This window comes from Pseudomonas sp. RIT778 (assembly GCF_019718735.1).
GTDB classification, from domain to species: domain Bacteria; phylum Pseudomonadota; class Gammaproteobacteria; order Pseudomonadales; family Pseudomonadaceae; genus Aquipseudomonas; species Aquipseudomonas aphyarum.
In genome coordinates this window covers 37,454-54,966 of record NZ_JAIHBA010000041.1, presented here as the reverse complement: position 1 = coordinate 54,966, position 17,513 = coordinate 37,454, and the positions used below count along the sequence as shown (strand labels likewise).

Here is a 17,513-nt window from a genome sequence, read left to right as displayed (position 1 = left end):
GGTGCCTCTGCTCACCGCGTGGTTCGGGCTGGGCGAACTGGCGAAGTGGGTATTCGTCGCCCTCGCCGCTTTCTTTCCGTTGTTTGTCGCGACCCAACGCAGCGTCGCCAACCTCTCGCCGCAACTCAACGAAGCCGCGCAGGTCCTTCGCCTGAGCCTCGGCCAGCGTCTGCGTCGCCTGGTATTGCCGGGCGCCGCGCCGGGGATTTTCGCCGGGCTTCGACTGAGCCTGATCTACGCCTGGCTCGGCACCATCGGCGCCGAATATTTCATGCCGTCCAACGGCGGCATCGGCAGCCAGATGATCGGCGCCCAACAACTGCTGCGCATGGACCTGATCATGGCCGGGATGCTGCTGGTCGGCCTCACCGGCGCCCTGCTCAACCTCATTGGCCAACGCCTGGAAATCCGCGCCACCCGCTGGAGACACGCATGAACGCACCGATTGTCAGCTTCAACCATGTAGGCAAATCCTTCGACGTCGACGGTTTCGAACTGGAGGCGATTCGCGAATTCAACCTCGACATCGCCGAGGGCGAATTCGTCGCCATCGTCGGCTCCAGCGGCTGCGGCAAATCCACTTTGCTGCGTTTGCTGGTGGGCCTCGATACGCAATTTCGCGGTCAGATCACAGTCGATGGCAAAGCCGTCAACGGCATTGGCGGCGAGCGCGGCATCGTGTTTCAGGAACACCGTTTGTTCCCGTGGCTGACCGTAGCCGACAACATCGGGCTGGGTCTGGTCAACGAGCCGCTGAGCGCCGCTGAAAAACAGCAACGCATCAACGATTTCATCGAGCTGGTGGGCTTGCGCGATTTCACCCGCGCCTACCCGCATCAACTCTCCGGCGGCATGGCCCAGCGCGTGGCGATTGCTCGCGGACTGGTGGCGAGCCCACGGATCCTGTTGCTCGACGAACCCTTCGGCGCCCTCGACGCGCTGACCCGCCAGCAGATGCAGGACGAGCTGCTGGCGATTCGCGAACGGGCAAAGATCACCACGATTCTGGTCACCCACGATGTCGAGGAAGCGATCTTCCTCGCCGACCGCGTGGTGGTCATGGAACCGCGCCCCGGCCGGATCAAACAGGTGGTGGACATCGCCCTGCCCCATCCGCGCCAGCGCAGCAGTTTCGACTTCCACCAGTTACGCGAAGAACTGCTGCACGAACTGACCAGTGACGACCATTACCAACCGAGCGCACCGGTGCAGATCCGCGATCTGCCGCTGTCGTTCATTGCCTGCTGAACAGGAGCCTGTTGATGCCGCAACGTCCCAACTTTCTGGTGATTCTGGCCGATGACCTCGGCTTCTCCGACATCGGTGCCTTCGGCGGCGAAATCGCCACGCCGAACCTCGATGCCCTGGCCAACAACGGCCTGCGCCTGACCGATTTTCATACCGCACCGACCTGCTCGCCGACCCGCTCGATGCTGCTCACCGGCACCGATCACCACATCGCCGGCATCGGCACCATGGCCGAAACCCTGACCCCGGATCTGATCGGCAAACCGGGTTACGAGGGCTACCTCAACGACCGTGTCGTCGCGTTGCCGGAGTTGCTGCGCGAGGCCGGTTACCAGACCTTGATGAGCGGCAAATGGCACCTGGGCCTGACCGCCGAACTGGCGCCCCACGCCCGAGGTTTCGAGCGTTCGTTCTCGCTGCTGCCCGGCGCGGCGAACCACTACGGATTCGAACCGACCTACGATGAACACACGCCCGGCCTGCTGAAATCCACCCCGGCGCTGTACATCGAGAACGACACGTTCATCGACGAATTGCCGAAGGATTTCTATTCCTCCGACGCCTTCGGCGACAAGCTGTTGCAGTACCTCAAGGAGCGCGATCAGAGCCGGCCGTTCTTCGCCTACCTGCCGTTTTCTGCGCCGCACTGGCCGTTGCAGGCGCCCGCCGACATCGTCGAAAAATACCGTGGCCGCTACGACGCGGGGCCGGAAGTGCTGCGCCTCGAGCGTCTGGAAAAACTCAAATCGCTGGGGCTGATCGAGCCGGATATCGAGCCGCATCCGCTGATCCAGCTGACCGCGCAATGGGACGCGCTGAGCGATGAACAAAAACGCATTTCCGCCCGGGCGATGGAGGTCTACGCAGCGATGGTCGAGCGCATGGACTGGAACATCGGCCGCGTCGTCGACTACCTGCGCCAGCAGGGCCAGCTCGACAACACTTTCATCCTGTTCATGTCCGACAACGGTGCCGAAGGCGCACTGCTGGAAGCCTTCCCGAAATTCGGTCCGGAGCTGGTGACGTATCTGAGCCAGCACTACGACAACAGCCTCGAAAACATCGGGCGCGCCAATTCCTACGTTTGGTACGGGCCGAACTGGGCGCAGGTGGCGACCGCGCCGTCACGCCTGTTCAAGGCCTTCACCACCGAGGGCGGGATTCGCGTTCCGGCACTGCTGCACTATCCGCAGCTGCCGCTGAAGGGGCAGATCAGCCATGGTTTCGGCACGGTGATGGACATCACGCCGACCATCCTCGATCTGGCCGGCGTGCGCCATCCCGGCAAGCAGTGGCACGGCAAACCGGTGGCGCCGTTGCGTGGTAAATCGTGGCTGGGTTTCTTGTCCGGCGAAACGGCGCAGGTGCATGACGAACACACCGTTACCGGCTGGGAGTTGTTCGGGCGCCGGGCGATTCGGCAGGGGCAGTGGAAGGCGGTGTGGATCCCCGGGCCGGTGGGGCCGGCGACATGGCAGCTTTATGACCTGGGCAGTGATCCGGGGGAGATTCATGATTTGGCGTCGAGTCAGCCGCAGAAGCTTGAGGCGCTGATTGAGCATTGGCAGCGGTATGTGGAGGAGACCGGGGTGATTTTGAGTGAGTCGCCGTTTCAGCCGGATTGAGGGGGGCTGATGTAAGGCTATCGCCGGTTCGCCGGCGATAGCTTCGGATACCTTCAAGCCTGAGCCGTCTGCACTTCTTTCTGCTGGACTTCTTCCTTGCGAACAAACCTGTTCGCCCGCCCAAACGTCCCGAAATCGTTAAACCGAACCCCCATCTCCCGCATCACCTTATGCGCCACCGGCACCGTCAGCTGGCGAATATAAAACGGCTCCTTCACCACAAAATGATGAATCCCGTGACTGCTGCCGAAGTTGAAGCAGAACGCCTGCAACGGCCACAGCCACCACGGATTCAACACCTGGCACTGCTGCAGCACATTACCCGGCTCCACATCCCCGTAGTAATGCATGTTCGAACTGATGAAGTGCAGGCAAAAGGTGCGCAATACATTCGGGCCGATGATCACCACGGCGGCGATGTCGATCACCTGCATCACCGACAACGTGGTCGCTGACCATTCGATCGGCGAGCCCATCAAGTAAGCGATTCCATTGGAGGCATGGAACCCGAGAAACACATACCAAGCCCCCCAATGCACCAGCGCCAGAGGTGCGTAGACCTTCAGGGTGCGTTTGATGATGCTGAATTTATGCGCCCAGGTCTTGGCCCGAAGCATGCGGATGAACGCCGACATCACGTTGTCGCCGACCATCAGCAACCGCGCGAAACCCCACGGTTCGCCGTTGGTGATTGCCCGTTCTTCCATATCGGTTTCAGTGCCGGACACCTTGTGATGATTGAGGTGCAAATGGCGACGGATCCACGGGTTGATCGTGCTCGGCCGCGCCAGCCACACCAGGCCCATCATCAGGTTGTGCGGCACGCGCTGTTTGCGGAAATACATGCTGTGAATCAGGTCATGTTCGAGCTCATGGGTCAGCGAGGCGAAAAACGCGTTGAGCAACAGGCACGCCCACCACGCCATGTGCCCGGTGATGTAGAGCGCCGCCGAACCGATCATCCCGGCCAGGGCAAACGCCAGAATCCCCGCGCCGAGGGCGTCCTGATGCTTGAGAATCGGGTAGCGCTCGCGCAGCTCGACGCCCTTGGCCAGCACTACTTCGCGAATATGCGCTGATCGCTGGGCAGCATTGTGTCGCTGGGGACTTGCAGAAGTACGGTCCATGCTTCCATCCTCTGGTTATTGATGTTCGTATCCTGCCCCGCGCAGATTTCGAACGCGGTAGCCGAGAACGCCAACCTGTTGACCGGAAGCGCCAATCAGCATGAAGGAACCGACTTCTCTCGCCAGCTGGACCCGTGCCCTGCGCAAGCAACTCGACGCGCTGGGGCTGGACAGCACTGCCCTGTGTCAGCAGGCCGGACTCGATCCGCAACTGATGGACGACCCGAACGCCCGCTATCCGTTGTCCGCGACCACACGCCTGTGGGAAATCGCGGTGCAGGTCAGCGGTGATCCGGCAATCGGTTTGCGAGTGTCGCGGTTCGTCAGCCCCACGACGTTTCACGCGCTGGGCTATGCGTTGGTGGCCAGCGGCAGCCTGCGTGAAGTGTTCGAGCGGATCGTGCGTTATCACCAGGTGGTCAGCGACGCGCTGGAACTGGAGCTGACCCGCACCGAAGACCGCTATCGGTTTCGCCTGAAAATCCCGACCGACAACCCCGCTCCGGCCTTCGAAGCCATCGACGCCTTCGCCGCGATCTACGTGCGTACCTGTCGCAATCGCCTGGGCCGCGACTACGCACCACTGGCGGTTTATCTGCGTCGCCCGGAACCAGCCGATGCCCATCAATGGCACAAGGTATTCCGCTCGCCGGTGCATTTTTCCGCCGAAGAAGACCGCATCGAATTCGCCCTCACCGACTTCGACAGCCACCTCGACGACGCCAACCCGGAACTGGCCGAGCACAACGAGGCAGTGCTCAAACGCACCCTCGCCCAGCTCCAACCGCTGACCTGGGAGCGCAAGGTGCGCGACGCCATCGAAGAACAACTGCCCGAAGGCGAACCCAGCGCCGAACGCATCGCCCAGGCCCTGCACTTGAGCCTGCGCAGCCTGCAACGGCATCTGGCGGACGAGGGTTGTCGCTTCGACACCCTGCTGAATGAAAGCCGCGAGAACCTCGCGCTGCTGCACCTGCGCGATCCGCAATGCTCGCTGAGCGAGGTCAGTTATCTGTTGGGATTTGCCGACACCAGCAGCTTCAGCCGCGCGTTCAAACGCTGGACGGGGATGACGCCGGGGCAGTTTCGGGATCAGTTGCGCTGACGGGCCTGGAATTTGTACTGAATCGACCAGCCTCTTCGCGGGCAAGCCCGCTCCCACAAGAATTGGGGCGTACAAAAAAATCCGTGTCACACCTCGACCATTGTGGGAGCGGGCTTGCCCGCGAAAGCGCCCGTCAGGTCACCACAAACCCCAGTTCAAACACAGTGCGATTTGCATCACTACTCACCCGCACCCGCCCCCCATGCAACTGCATGATCGACTGCACGATTGCCAGTCCCAATCCGCCGGAATCTCCCGGCTCCGCGCGGGACGGGTCGACGCGGTAGAAGCGGTCGAACAGTTTGCCCAGATGTTCATCTGCGATGACCGGTCCGAGGTTGTGGACCTGCAGCCAGCACATGCCTGGTTCATCGCGTCGGCGCAGGCTGATGATCGAATCGGCGTCGGCATGGCGTACGGCGTTGGCCAACAGATTGCCCAACGCGCGTTGCAGCAGTTGCTGATCCGCCAGCAACTCTCCACTGAACGTGTTTTCGAGGCGGATTTCCCGGTCATCGGCCAGGGCTTCGAAGTAGTCGCACAACTCATCACCGATTTCGTGCAGTTCCAGCGTGCGCAGATCGAGCGCTCGCTCAGCCTGCTCTGCGCGGGCGAGAAACATCAGGTTTTCGGCCATGCGCTTGAGCCGTTCGAACTCTTCCATGTTCGAGGCCAGCACTTCCTGATACTCGGTGCTGCTGCGCGGGTAATTCAGTGCCTGGCCGTTGCTGGCGAGCAAGGTGTGCAGCGGCGTGCGGATTTCATGGGCGAGGTCGGCGGAAAACTGTGAGAGGCGCTGGAAGCCGTCGTCCAGCCGCACCAGCATGCCGTTCAGCGCGTGCACCGGTTCCAGCAATTCCGCTGGCGTGCCGGCGGTGGGGACGCGTTGGTCGAGGCTGCGCAGGTCGATGCCGCGCAGTGCTTCACTCAGCTTGCGCAGAGGCCGCAAGCCTCGGCGCAACAGCGCCAGGCCCAGCGTGAAAGCGAGTACGGCACCCAGGCCGACGGCCAGATACAAGCGCAGGCGATAGCTGCCGAGCATCTGTTCGCGCTCGCTCAATACCTTGCCGGCGATCACGGTCAGCGCTTCGCCGTTCGGCCCTTGAGCCTGACCTGACAACAGGGCCAGCTCGACACCGTCCGTTGCCTGCCAGGTCAGCACATCGCGGCGTTGCGGCGGTTGATCCCGGGGGATGGCCTGCACGGACGGCAGTGCGCGTTGGCGAGGGTTGATCGTGATCACATTCGAGCCATCCGCGCGTTGCACCAGCAGCAGACTGTCTAGGTTGCCGAGCATGTTCTGGTACAGCCGTGGCCGCGCCTGCAAGGCGTCGAGGCTGTCGCTGTCGGCGAGCAGCGCGCGCACCTGCTCCAGACGACCGAGCAACGCCATGTCGTCGCGCCAGGCGATTTCCGAGGCCAGCGAGCGATACAGGAACACGCCGATCGCGCTGAGTACCAACGCACAGACGGCGGCGAACGCCAGGGCCAGGCGCCAGGCGATGGATCTAGCGCGCATCGTCGGGCGCTTCGAGTTGATAGCCGACCCCGCGCACGGTGTGGATCAGTTTGGGCATGTACGGATCATCGACTTTCGAACGCAGCCGACGCACCGCGACTTCGACCATGTTGGTGTCGCTGTCGAAATTCAGGTTCCACACCTGCGAAGCAATCAGCGTACGCGACAGCACTTCACCCTGACGGCTGGCGAGCAAATGCAGCAGGGCGAACTCCTTGTTGGTCAGGGCGATGCGCTGACCGCCACGGCTGACCCGGCGGCGCAGCACGTCGATTTCCAGATCGGCGATGCTGTACGACTCGGCTTCGCGCATCGGCCCGCGCCGTAACAACGTCCGTACCCGCGCGAGCAATTCAGCGAAGGCAAACGGCTTGAGCAAATAGTCATCGGCTCCCAGTTCGAGGCCGCGCACGCGGTCTTCGATGGCGTCCTTCGCCGTCAGGAACAGCACCGGCGTGGCGCCGCGCTGACGGATCAGCTGCAGCAGTTGCCAGCCATTGAGGCCCGGAAGCATCACGTCGAGGATGATCAGGTCATATGCCTGCTGCTCAATGAAGTAGCGTCCATCGAGGCCATTCAGCGCCACGTCCACGGCAAAACCCGACTCACCCAGCCCTTTGGCGAGGAAATTCGCGGTTTTGGCTTCATCTTCTACGACCAGCAAACGCATGGCACACCTCGATTGATCAGAGACACAGGCTAGGCCCCTTCGGCGCCGTTGCCCATTACAAACTTGTAATCCGGCTGACGAGGTTTCGACGGGGACCGGCGGATAAGGTGGCGGCCTTCGCTTTTTGGAGCCTGCCCATGACCGTTAAATACTTGGTTGCCAGCCTGACAATCGGCCTCAGCAGCGCTACGTTTGCTGCGCCTGAACTGCCCCGTCACACCGATCTCGATCTGAAAACCGCACGGCTGCTGGCCGACACAGCGCTGGAAAACTGCACCGGCACGGTGTCGGTGCTCGACCGTGGCGGCAACCTGTTGGTGACCTTGCGCGGCGACGGTATCGGCCCGCACAACACCGCCGCCAGCCAACGCAAGGCCTACACCGCGCTATCGACGAAGACCCCGACCCGGTTGTTCGCCGAGCGCGCCCGCAGCAACCCGGAAACCGCCAACCTCAACACCCTCGATGAGCTGTTGTTACTCGGCGGCGGCATCCCGCTGTTCGCTGGCAAGGAACTGGTTGGCGCCATGGGCGTAGCCGGTTCCGGTGGCGGCGAGCAGGACGAAAACTGCGCGATCAAGGCTGCCGAAATCGTCGGCCTGTCCCTCAACCGTACTTGAACCCAGGAGCATCACCATGACCCCACTGCGCATGACTTTCGCCGCGCTTGGCTTGAGCGCTTTTTCGAGCCTGGCGCTGGCCGCCGGCAACCCTCTGAGCGTGCACGTACTCAATCTGGAAAACGGCCTGCCGTCGCCGGGCATCAACGTGACGCTGGAACGTCATGTCGGCCAGGACTGGCAGCCGCTGGTGCAGGGCACCACCAATGAACAGGGACGGATCGCCGAACTGTTCCCGTCGAACAAACCGTTCGAGGCGGGTGAATATCGGGTGGTGTTCAAGACCGGCGAGTACTTCGAAAAGGCGAAGCACGAGACGTTTTTTCCGGAGATTCCGGTGATCTTTAAAGTGAAGCAGACGGATCAGCACTATCACATTCCGTTGCTGCTGAGCCCGTATGGTTTCTCGACCTATCGCGGTTCGTAAGCCACATACAATTCCCCTGTGGGAGCGGGCTTGCCCGCGATGGCGTCGTGTCAATCGACATAGAGGACAACTGACAGCCCCCAATCGCGGGCAAGCCCGCTCCCACAGGGATAGTAGTGAACACTAAAGTGTGGCAAGTGCCCGCAGGCGATCAGTGTCGAGGATTTCGATTTCGCCATAACTCAAGCCGATAATCCCCTGCCCCTGTAACTCCTTGAGGATCTGGTTGGTGGTCTGCCGCGACAGCGACAGCATCGACGCCAGCTGTTCCTGGGGCAGTTGCAGCACGCGGCGTGGCGGATCGAGTTCGCCGTAGCCTTCGGCGATCATCAGCAGGCGATGAGCCAGACGCGCCGGGGCCGGCAGCAGGCTCAGCTGTTCGAGATTGATGAAGGTCAGGCGCAATTTGTGGCTCATCAGCAAGGCCAGATGCCGCCAGTAGACGGGATGTTCGTCGAGCAGTTTCAGCAGCGTGGCCTGGGGAATGTTCAGCAGGGTACAAGGCCCGACCGCGTAGGCATCGTGCGTGCGAGGCTGGCCGTCGAACAGGCAGATTTCGCCAAACCAGTGCGGCGCCTCCACCAGGCTCAGCAACGCCTCCTTGCCCTGCTCGCTGACCGCGCCGATGCGCACCGCGCCGTCGAGCACCGCGTACAGCCCGCATGGTGCATCGCCGCGCTGGAACAAGCGCTGTCCCGCCGCCAGCCGCCGCTCCCGGGCCGCCGCCAGCAGACTATCCTGAAAGGACGAAGGCAGATGACTGAACCATTGCCCGGTCAACAGACGCTCGCGCCAGACCTTATCCATGCGTTCTCCTAAAGATTGTCGCCTGCCTGACAGAGCGAGCCGTGAACCCGGGGCATGATTCGATCACCCTACAGGAGGAACAACAATGAAAAGCCTCGTCGATCATTTGAGTCAATACGCCGCTTACCACCGTGACCCGCGCAACATCGCCAGCCACTTTATCGGGATTCCGCTGATTGTGGTGGCGGTGGCCGTGCTGTTGTCGCGGCCGGAATGGTCGGTGGGCGGCTTGTGGATTTCCCCGGCGGTGATCGCGGCCCTCGCTTCGGCGTGGTTTTACCTGCGCCTGGAGCTGAAGCTCGGGGTTCTGATGACCGGGTTGATGGGGCTGTCGGTGTGGGCCGGGCATGTCCTGGCGCAGCAGAGCACCATGGTCTGGCTCAGCAGCGGTCTGGCGATGTTTTTGATTGGCTGGGTGATCCAGTTTGTCGGGCACCACTATGAAGGGCGCAAACCAGCGTTTGTGGATGACTTGAGCGGGTTGATTGTCGGGCCGCTGTTTGTGGTGGCCGAGTTGGCGTTCATGCTCGGGATGCGCCATGAGCTGAAAGAGCAGATCGAGGCGCGGGCGGGTGTGGTGCGGGTCAATCCGAATCGTGCGGCTGTCTGAACCACTGCCCGGCTCGCTCGTTCCCACGCTCTGCGTGGGAATGAATCCCGTGACGCTCCGCGTCACAGTGGACGCGGAGCGTCTATAGCGGCGTTCCCACGCGGAGCGTGGGAACGAGCGAGATCAAACGTTGGCGACTTTCTGCCAGACCTTCGGCTTGAAGAACAACGTCTCCCCCTTCGCCAACCCGGTCAGGCTGTCGTGGTCTTTCACCACTTCCGCCTCGATCAGATCCGTCTGGCCTTCAACCTTCAACGTCACCCGCGTGGTCGCGCCCAGCGGACGGATATCGCGGACTTCAGCGGCGTGGTGATCCTCCAGCTCATGCCGCGACAGCGACACTTCGTGCGGGCGGAACAGCACGTGATTGTCATCGCCCAGATGCAGACGGTTCGAATCGCCGAGGAAGTGATAGACGAAATCGCTGGCCGGGTTTTCGTAGACGTCGCCCGGTGAGCCGATCTGCTCGATCACACCCTTGTTCATCACCACGATGCGGTCGGCCACTTCCATCGCCTCTTCCTGGTCGTGGGTCACGAACACCGAGGTCAGGTTGATGTCTTCGTGCAGGCGCGCCAGCCAGCGGCGCAGCTCTTTACGCACCTTGGCGTCGAGGGCACCGAACGGCTCGTCGAGCAGCAGCACTTTCGGCTCTACCGCCAGCGCACGGGCCAGAGCGATACGCTGACGCTGGCCGCCGGACAGTTGCTCCGGATAACGATCCGACAGCCAGTCCAGTTGCACCATGTTCAGCAGCTCGTGAACCTTGGTCGCGATCTGGCTTTCAGTCGGGCGCTGGTTTTTCGGCTTCATGCGCAGGCCGAATGCGACGTTGTCGAACACGGTCATGTGGCGGAACAAAGCGTAGTGCTGGAACACGAAACCGACGTTGCGATCCCGCACGTCATGGCCGGAAACGTCCTCGCCGTGGAACACGATGTTGCCGTTATCCGGGGTTTCCAGACCGGCAATAATGCGCAGCAGGGTGGTCTTGCCGCAGCCGGACGGGCCGAGCAGCGCCACCAGTTCACCGCTGTGGATGTCCAGGCTGATGTTGTCCAGCGCCTTGAACGCATTGAAATTCTTGCTGACGTTACGCACTTCGATCGACATGAATTATTCCTCCGCGGCGCTGGCGCGCAGGCGGTTGATACGGTTTTCGCTCCACTGCTTGAGCAGCAGGATGAAGAGCGCCAGGATCAGCAACAGGCTCGCCACAGCGAACGCGGCCACGTGGTTGTATTCGTTGTAGAGGATCTCGACGTGCAGCGGCAAGGTGTTGGTCACCCCGCGAATGTGCCCGGAAACCACCGACACCGCACCGAACTCACCCATGGCCCGCGCGGTACACAGCACCACGCCATAGATCAGGCCCCATTTGATGTTGGGGACGGTCACGTGCCAGAACATCTGCCAGCCGTTGGCGCCGAGCAGGCGCGCGGCTTCCTCTTCCTGAGTGCCTTGTTCCTGCATCAGCGGGATCAGCTCACGGGCCACGAACGGCACGGTGACGAAGATTGTCGCCAGCACGATGCCCGGCAGGGCGAAGACGATCTGGATATCGTGATCCTGCAGCCACGGCCCGAACAGGCCCTGGGCGCCGAACATCAACACGTAGACCAGACCCGCGATCACCGGCGACACCGAGAACGGCAGGTCGATCAGGGTCACCAGCATACTCTTGCCGCGGAACGAGTATTTGCTCACGCACCACGCGGCGCTGACACCGAACACCAGGTTCAGCGGCACCGAAATCAGCACCGCAATCACGGTGAGTTTCAGGGCCGACAAGGCATCCGGTTCAAAGATCGCCGTGAAGAACGCGCCGAGGCCGTTCTTCAAACCCTGCGACACCACGATGAACAGCGGCAGCACCAGAAACAGGAAGAAAATCAGCCAGCCGAGGCCGATCAGGATCCGCCGCGAAGTGGCGCTGCCACGGCGGGCGGCGTTGGCCGAGGAAGCGGCCGCAATAGACGATTGGGACATGGTTCGCGCCTCCTTATGGGGTTTCGATGCGCCGCTGCAGCAAGTTGATCAGCAGCAACAGGACGAAGGAAACCACCAGCATCAACACGCCGATGGAGGTAGCGCCGGTGTAATCGTACTGGTCGAGCTTGACCATGATCAGCAGCGGCAGGATCTCGGTTTTCATCGGCATGTTGCCGGCGATGAAAATCACCGAACCGTACTCGCCGACGCCCCGGGCAAACGCCAGGGCAAAACCGGTCAGCCAGGCCGGCAACAGCGCCGGCAGCAGGATGTGACGAAATACCTGCAAAGGTTTCGCGCCGAGGCACGCCGCGGCTTCTTCGACTTCACGCGGGATGTCGGCCAGCACCGGCTGCACCGTGCGCACCACGAACGGCAAGGTCACGAAGGTCAGCGCCAGCGTGATCCCGAGCGGGGTGTAGGCGATCTTGAAACCGAGGTCGGCGGCGAACTGCCCGACCAGCCCGGTCGGCGTGTACAGCGCCGTCAGCGCAATACCGGCCACGGCGGTCGGCAGGGCGAACGGCAGATCGATCATCGCGTCGATCACCTTGCGCCCCGGGAACGTGTAGCGCACCAGCACCCAGGCCAGCAACGTGCCGATGATGCCGTTGATGATCGCGGCGCACAGCGCGGTGCCGAAGCTCAGCTTCAATGCGGCGAGAACGCGGGGCGCGGAGATGATCGTCCAGAACTGGTCCCAGGTGAGTTGGGCGGCGTGGACGAACATCGCCGCCAGCGGGATAAGCACAATCAAGCTGAGGTACACCAAGGTGTAGCCCAGCGTCAGCCCGAAGCCGGGTATGACGGGGGAGATACGACGCGACATAAAAGTCCTTGGTTTGAGAACGCGCAAAGCCCCGAACATAAATCCGGGGCTCGTTTTAGGCTATTGAAACTTACTGCGCCTGATAGATCTGGTCGAACACGCCACCGTCGTTGAAGAATTTCGGCTGTGCGGTTTTCCAGCCGCCGAAGTCCTTGTCGATGGTCACCAGTTCCAGTTTCGGGAACTGCTGGGCGTACTTGGCTGCCACGTCCTTGTCACGCGGGCGGTAGAAGTTCTTCGCCGCTATTTCCTGGCCGGCCGGGCTGTACAGGTGCTTGAGGTAGGCTTCGGCGATCTGCTCGTTGCCCTTCTTCTCGGCGTTCTTGTCGACCACGGCCACCGGTGGTTCGGCGAGGATCGACAGCGAAGGCACGACGATGTCGAACTTGTCCTTGCCGCCGTCTTCTTTCAGCGCCAGGAAGGCTTCGTTTTCCCAGGCCAGCAACACGTCACCCTGACCGTTGTTGACGAAGGTGATGGTCGAGCCACGGGCGCCGGTGTCCAGAACCGGAACGTGCTTGAACAGGGTCTGTACGTATTCCTTGGCTTTGGCTTCGTTGCCGCCGTTGGCTTTCAGGCCGTAGGCCCATGCCGCGAGGAAGTTCCAGCGCGCACCGCCGGAGGTTTTCGGGTTCGGGGTGATCACCGAGACGTCGTTCTTGACCAGGTCGCCCCAGTCCTTGATGCCTTTCGGGTTGCCCTTGCGCACCAGGAACACGATGGTCGAGGTGTACGGAGTGCTGGCTTCCGGCAGACGCTTCTGCCAGTCAGCCGGCAGGGTCTTGCCGAGCTTGGCGATTTCGTCGATGTCGCCAGCCAGGGCCAGGGTCACGACGTCGGCGCGCAGACCGTCGATCACCGCACGGCCCTGCTTGCCCGAACCGCCGTGGGATTGCTGGATTTTCACGGTGTCGCCGGCGTGCTCCGACTGCCAGTACTTCACGAACTCGGCGTTGTAATCCTGATACAGCTCGCGCGTCGGGTCATACGACACGTTGAGCAGTTCGTAATCCTTGGCAACCGCGGAACCGGCAAACACAGCACTGGCCAGGGCGGCCAAAGCGTAACGGCGAATCGACGACATGGTGAAAGCTCCTGGAATTCTTGGTGGTGGCTTTTTCTTATGGATTGCTGGAATCGGGTTGCTCGTTCAACGACCGCAGCCTGTGGCAGCTTCTGCCAACAGCTCCCCGCAGGAGCTGCCGCAGACTACGAATCAGGCCGGTTTGTTACCCGGTTGCTGCAGACGGAATTTCTCTTTGCGTTCGATCTGGACCACCTGGGCGTTATGCACAGTGATTTCCACCGCGCCGAAACGCAGGTCGCGCAAGGCGCTCTGGATTTCGCGCAAGATGGTGCTTTCGTCCTGACCGTCAACGCTACGCAGGGATGCGCTCATGGTGCTGCTCCTTTGTATGGGATATGCCTGGCAGTGGGCGGCACTGCGTTCGGCGTGGGAGCAATATAAGAGAGCTTTGGATATTCTTAAAAAGACTATTTAAGAATGTTTATATAACTGGAAAACATTATGTGGTGCAGCAAGGGTTTGCGGCGGATTTGCCCGTCGGCAAACCCGCCGTAGGCCGCCCTCAACCGATCAAGGGCGCCCGGTTCCAGTCGATTTGCGCTTCCGGGACCGGCCGTCCGAACCAGTAGCCCTGCCCCAGATCACAGGCCTGCCCCAGCAGGAACGCCGCCTGTTCCGCCTGCTCGATACCCTCGGCATGCACCTGCATGCCCATGCTGCGGGCTAGGGCGATGATCACCCGGACGATCGCCGCATCGTCCTCGTCCCACGGCAGGCCGGCAACGAAGCCCTGATCAATCTTGAGCTTCTGCACCGGCAGGCGCTTGAGCCGCAGCAACGACGAATAACCGGTGCCGAAGTCATCGATGGCCAGACGAATGCCCAGCTCGCGCAGACGATGCATCTGTTCCAGCGCGACTTCCGGATCGTCCATCACCGCACTTTCGGTGACCTCCAGTTCCAGATAGGCCGGATCCAGGCCGGTCTCGTGCAGCACCTGCGCAACCTGCTCGTACAACTCGCGACGGGCGAACAAACGTGACGACACGTTCACCGCGACAAACGACAGCACTACTCCCGCCTGCTGCCATTGGCACATCTGCCGGCAGGCCTGCTGCATGACCCAGGCGTCGATTTCCGAGATCAGCCCGGTGCGCTCGGCAATCGGGATGAACTCCGCCGGCGACACCAGGCCACGCTGCGGATGCTCCCAGCGCACCAGCGCTTCGACGCCGATCAGGCGACTGGTTTGCAGGTCGTGTACCGGTTGGTAGTAGACCCGCAGTTCCTGCTGCTCCAGCGCGCGGCGCAACTCGAAGGCGATTTCGACCCGCTGCTGGGCGTGAGCCGTAAGCTCTTCGGTGTACAGCGCGTAGCCATTGCGGCCGCTGCTCTTGGCCTTGAACAGCGCCGCATCGGCGTTGCGCAACAGCTGTTCGGCGCTCAGTGCATCACTGGGAAACAGGCTGATGCCGAGGCTGGCGTTGATGAACAGTTCATGGCCGTCGAGGCAGAATGGCTCCTTGAGCGCATCGAGAATACGCTGAGCCAGCGCTGCCGCCTGTGCCGGCTGTGGACAACTTTCCAGCAGGACCGCAAATTCATCGCCGCCCAGCCGCGCCAGGGTGATGCCCGGCCCGAACAACGCCTGCAAACGCGCCGCGACTGCCTTGAGCAAACGGTCACCAATGGTGTGGCCGAGGCTGTCGTTGATCAGTTTGAAATGGTCCAGATCGATCATCAGCAATGCGCAGCCGCGCTTGTGGGTCTGCGCCGATGCCAGCGCCTGTTCGGCGCGGTCGCTGAACAGCAGGCGATTGGGCAGGTCGGTCAGCGGATCGTGGTGGGCCAGGTGTTTGAGTTCGTGTTCGGAATCCTTGATCGCGCTGATATCGGAGAACACCGCGACGTAGTGGCTGAGCCGACCGTCTTCGTCGCGGATCACCCGGATCGTCTGCCACTGCGGGTAGATCTCGCCGCTTTTACGGCGGTTCCAGATCTCGCCGCTCCACTCGTCCTGCGCCTGCAACGTAGCGAACATCGCCTGATAAAAACCCGGCGGATGGTGCCCGGACTTGAACAGGCTGGGCTGCTGGCCAATCACTTCTTCACGCTGATAGCCGGTGATTTCCATGAAGGCGCGATTGACGTGCACGATCAGCCCCTGCCGGTCCGTGACCAGCACGCCCTCGCGGGTGCAATCGAATACCGCAGCGGCCTGACGCAGGCGTTCGCGATCCGCCTGGCGCTCACGCAATCGGGCGCCGATGCCCAGGCATTCGAACAGCCGCGACCGGGCCAGGAAGATCAACCCGGCGCTGAGCGCTACGAACAGATAGCCGTTGATCAGTTGCCAGCGCAGCAGTTCGTCAGAGTTATCAAAGAAACTGTTCAATAAATAGCCAGTGCCTTGCAGCCAGACAACGGCAAGGACCAGGTAAAGCAGCGCTGCACGCACAGCATCGCGGTATGTGGCAGACATTCGGCCGTCCATGTCCCTACAAAAATGTCGGGATTATAGGTCAAGAAACATCCAGCCATCTCTTATCTGAAAGGGCGACTGGTTTTATCTGTGTGCTTGGTGATAATGCAACGGCTGTTTTTTCTTTATCGAGGGCCCTATAGCCTATGTGGTACGAAGGTTTTCTTGGCTTGTCGGCCTGGTCACTGGTCGCCGTCACCCTGGTGATGACCCACGTGACGATCGTTGCCGTCACGGTCTACTTGCACCGCTACTCGGCCCATCGCTCTCTGGAGCTGAATGCCGGGCTGAAGCATTTCTTCCGTTTCTGGCTGTGGCTGACCACAGCGCAGAACACCCGCGAGTGGACCGCCATCCACCGCAAGCACCACGCCAAATGCGAAACCGAAGACGACCCGCACAGTCCGGTCGTCAAGGGTCTGTCCACTGTCCTGCGCAAAGGTGCCGAGCTGTACCGCGAAGAAGCGCAGAACCCGGAAACCCTGCGCATCTACGGCAAGAACTGCCCCGAAGACTGGATCGAGCGCAACCTCTACAGCCGCTACCGGCTGCTGGGCGTAGCGATCATGGCCGTCGTCGACCTGTTGCTGTTCGGCACCATCGGCATCACCATCTGGGCAATCCAGATGATGTGGATCCCGGTCTGGGCGGCCGGCGTGGTCAACGGTCTCGGCCATGCCGTCGGTTACCGCAACTTCGAATGCCGCGACGCGGCGACCAATCTGGTGCCATGGGGCATCCTGATCGGCGGCGAAGAGCTGCACAACAACCATCACACCTATCCCAACTCGGCCAAGCTGTCGGTCAAGAAGTGGGAGTTCGACCTCGGCTGGGCCTGGATCCAGGTCTTCAGCTTCCTGCGTCTGGCCAAGGTTCAGCGTGTTGCCCCGATCGCCCACCGCGTCGAAGGCAAGGGCAGCCTGGACATGGACACCGCCATGGCGATCCTCAACAACCGCTTCCAGATCATGGCCCAGTACCGCAAGCTGGTGATCGGCCCGCTGGTCAAACAGGAACTGGCCAAGGTCGATCATTCGGTACGCCACCAGTTCCATCGCGCCAAGCGTCTACTGTCGCGGGAAACCAGCCTGCTGGAAGATCGCCACCACGCGCGCATCCAGAGCATGCTCGAGCACAGCCAGGCGCTGAAGGTAATCTACGAGAAACGTCTGGCCCTGCAGCAGATCTGGGTCAAGACCAGCGCAAATGGCCACGACATGCTCGCCGCCATCAAGGAATGGGTACACGAGGCCGAGGCCAGTGGCATCCAGTCTCTGCGTGAATTCGCCGACCAGTTGAAAACCTACTCGCTGCGCCCTGCCGCCGTCTGATGCCGTTGATCGGTGCGCCCCCATTCCAGGGCGCACCCTTCGGAACTTCACCCCCGATCCCCTATCTCAAAGACACTTCGCCACCCCCGGCGGG

18 protein-coding genes are annotated in these 17,513 nt (G+C 61.7%); 8 read left to right on the top strand and 10 right to left on the bottom strand.

Going from position 1 to position 17,513, the window contains the following annotated elements; translation table 11 throughout:
* The 3 genes from K5E37_RS25655 to K5E37_RS25645 all read left to right on the top strand — a co-directional run.
* On the top strand, positions 1-436 hold a 436-nt coding region (locus tag K5E37_RS25655), incomplete at its 5' end, for an ABC transporter permease (RefSeq protein WP_221535477.1).
* Positions 433-1,248, top strand: coding sequence for an ABC transporter ATP-binding protein (locus K5E37_RS25650; protein ID WP_207984681.1), 816 nt, complete (start codon positions 433-435; stop codon positions 1,246-1,248). The genes K5E37_RS25655 and K5E37_RS25650, both read left to right, overlap by 4 nt.
* Before the next feature lie 14 nt (positions 1,249-1,262).
* Positions 1,263-2,873, top strand: a complete 1,611-nt coding sequence (locus K5E37_RS25645; RefSeq protein ID WP_221535476.1) for an arylsulfatase — start codon at positions 1,263-1,265, stop codon at positions 2,871-2,873.
* 53 nt (positions 2,874-2,926) lie between these two features.
* On the opposite strand, the gene K5E37_RS25640 is transcribed toward K5E37_RS25645, so the two are convergent.
* Positions 2,927-4,000, bottom strand: a complete 1,074-nt coding sequence (locus K5E37_RS25640) for a fatty acid desaturase (RefSeq protein ID WP_221535475.1) — start codon at positions 3,998-4,000, stop codon at positions 2,927-2,929.
* Positions 4,001-4,100: 100 nt separating this feature from the next.
* On the opposite strand from K5E37_RS25640, the gene K5E37_RS25635 reads away from it, so the two are divergent.
* Entirely contained in the window at positions 4,101-5,105 is a 1,005-nt protein-coding gene (locus K5E37_RS25635) for an AraC family transcriptional regulator (protein WP_085608575.1), read from the top strand.
* Between the two features lie 133 nt (positions 5,106-5,238).
* On the opposite strand, the gene K5E37_RS25630 is transcribed toward K5E37_RS25635, so the two are convergent.
* Together K5E37_RS25630 and K5E37_RS25625 are read right to left on the bottom strand one after the other, a co-directional pair.
* Positions 5,239-6,624, bottom strand: coding sequence for a heavy metal sensor histidine kinase (locus K5E37_RS25630; RefSeq protein ID WP_221535474.1), 1,386 nt, complete (start codon positions 6,622-6,624; stop codon positions 5,239-5,241).
* Positions 6,614-7,294, bottom strand: a complete 681-nt coding sequence (locus K5E37_RS25625; RefSeq protein WP_007952810.1) for a heavy metal response regulator transcription factor — start codon at positions 7,292-7,294, stop codon at positions 6,614-6,616. Before K5E37_RS25625 ends, K5E37_RS25630 begins: the two co-directional genes overlap by 11 nt.
* Positions 7,295-7,431: 137 nt before the next feature.
* Here K5E37_RS25625 and K5E37_RS25620 point away from each other — a divergent pair, with 137 nt between their 5' ends.
* Together K5E37_RS25620 and uraH are read left to right on the top strand one after the other, a co-directional pair.
* Positions 7,432-7,914 (top strand): heme-binding protein, encoded by a 483-nt coding sequence (locus tag K5E37_RS25620; protein WP_221535473.1) that lies wholly within the window; start codon positions 7,432-7,434, stop codon positions 7,912-7,914.
* Between the two features lie 16 nt (positions 7,915-7,930).
* Positions 7,931-8,341 (top strand): hydroxyisourate hydrolase, encoded by a 411-nt coding sequence (uraH, locus tag K5E37_RS25615; RefSeq protein ID WP_221535472.1) that lies wholly within the window; start codon positions 7,931-7,933, stop codon positions 8,339-8,341.
* Positions 8,342-8,464: 123 nt separating this feature from the next.
* Here uraH and K5E37_RS25610 read toward each other — a convergent pair whose 3' ends face one another.
* On the bottom strand, positions 8,465-9,148 hold the full coding sequence (locus tag K5E37_RS25610) for a Crp/Fnr family transcriptional regulator (protein ID WP_207984673.1): 684 nt from the start codon (positions 9,146-9,148) through the stop codon (positions 8,465-8,467).
* Between the two features lie 85 nt (positions 9,149-9,233).
* Between K5E37_RS25610 and K5E37_RS25605 the strand changes: the two genes are divergently transcribed.
* Positions 9,234-9,758, top strand: coding sequence for a DUF962 domain-containing protein (locus K5E37_RS25605; protein ID WP_221535471.1), 525 nt, complete (start codon positions 9,234-9,236; stop codon positions 9,756-9,758).
* A 123-nt stretch (positions 9,759-9,881) separates the two neighbouring features.
* Here the strand turns inward: K5E37_RS25605 and K5E37_RS25600 are convergent, their stop codons facing one another.
* The 6 genes from K5E37_RS25600 to dibA all read right to left on the bottom strand — a co-directional run bounded on the left by K5E37_RS25600 (position 9,882) and on the right by dibA (position 16,088).
* Positions 9,882-10,871, bottom strand: coding sequence for a sulfate/molybdate ABC transporter ATP-binding protein (locus tag K5E37_RS25600; RefSeq protein WP_064382696.1), 990 nt, complete (start codon positions 10,869-10,871; stop codon positions 9,882-9,884).
* Between the two features lie 3 nt (positions 10,872-10,874).
* Complete coding sequence (gene cysW / locus K5E37_RS25595; RefSeq protein ID WP_007952817.1) at positions 10,875-11,747, bottom strand: sulfate ABC transporter permease subunit CysW; 873 nt, start codon at positions 11,745-11,747, stop codon at positions 10,875-10,877.
* Positions 11,748-11,760: 13 nt separating this feature from the next.
* Complete coding sequence (gene cysT / locus K5E37_RS25590) at positions 11,761-12,579, bottom strand: sulfate ABC transporter permease subunit CysT (protein WP_007952818.1); 819 nt, start codon at positions 12,577-12,579, stop codon at positions 11,761-11,763.
* A gap of 70 nt (positions 12,580-12,649) precedes the next feature.
* Positions 12,650-13,663, bottom strand: a complete 1,014-nt coding sequence (locus K5E37_RS25585) for a sulfate ABC transporter substrate-binding protein (protein WP_007952819.1) — start codon at positions 13,661-13,663, stop codon at positions 12,650-12,652.
* Between the two features lie 132 nt (positions 13,664-13,795).
* Positions 13,796-13,978 carry a sulfur starvation response protein OscA gene (oscA, locus tag K5E37_RS25580; protein ID WP_007952821.1) on the bottom strand — a complete coding sequence of 61 codons (183 nt, stop codon included), beginning with the start codon at positions 13,976-13,978 and terminating at the stop codon, positions 13,796-13,798.
* Between the two features lie 190 nt (positions 13,979-14,168).
* A complete protein-coding gene (dibA, locus tag K5E37_RS25575; protein WP_085608570.1) occupies positions 14,169-16,088 on the bottom strand; it encodes a phosphodiesterase DibA in 1,920 nt (639 codons plus the stop codon).
* 146 nt (positions 16,089-16,234) lie between these two features.
* Between dibA and desA the strand changes: the two genes are divergently transcribed.
* Positions 16,235-17,419 (top strand): delta-9 fatty acid desaturase DesA, encoded by a 1,185-nt coding sequence (gene desA, locus K5E37_RS25570; protein WP_085608569.1) that lies wholly within the window; start codon positions 16,235-16,237, stop codon positions 17,417-17,419.
* Positions 17,420-17,513: the final 94 nt, after the last annotated feature.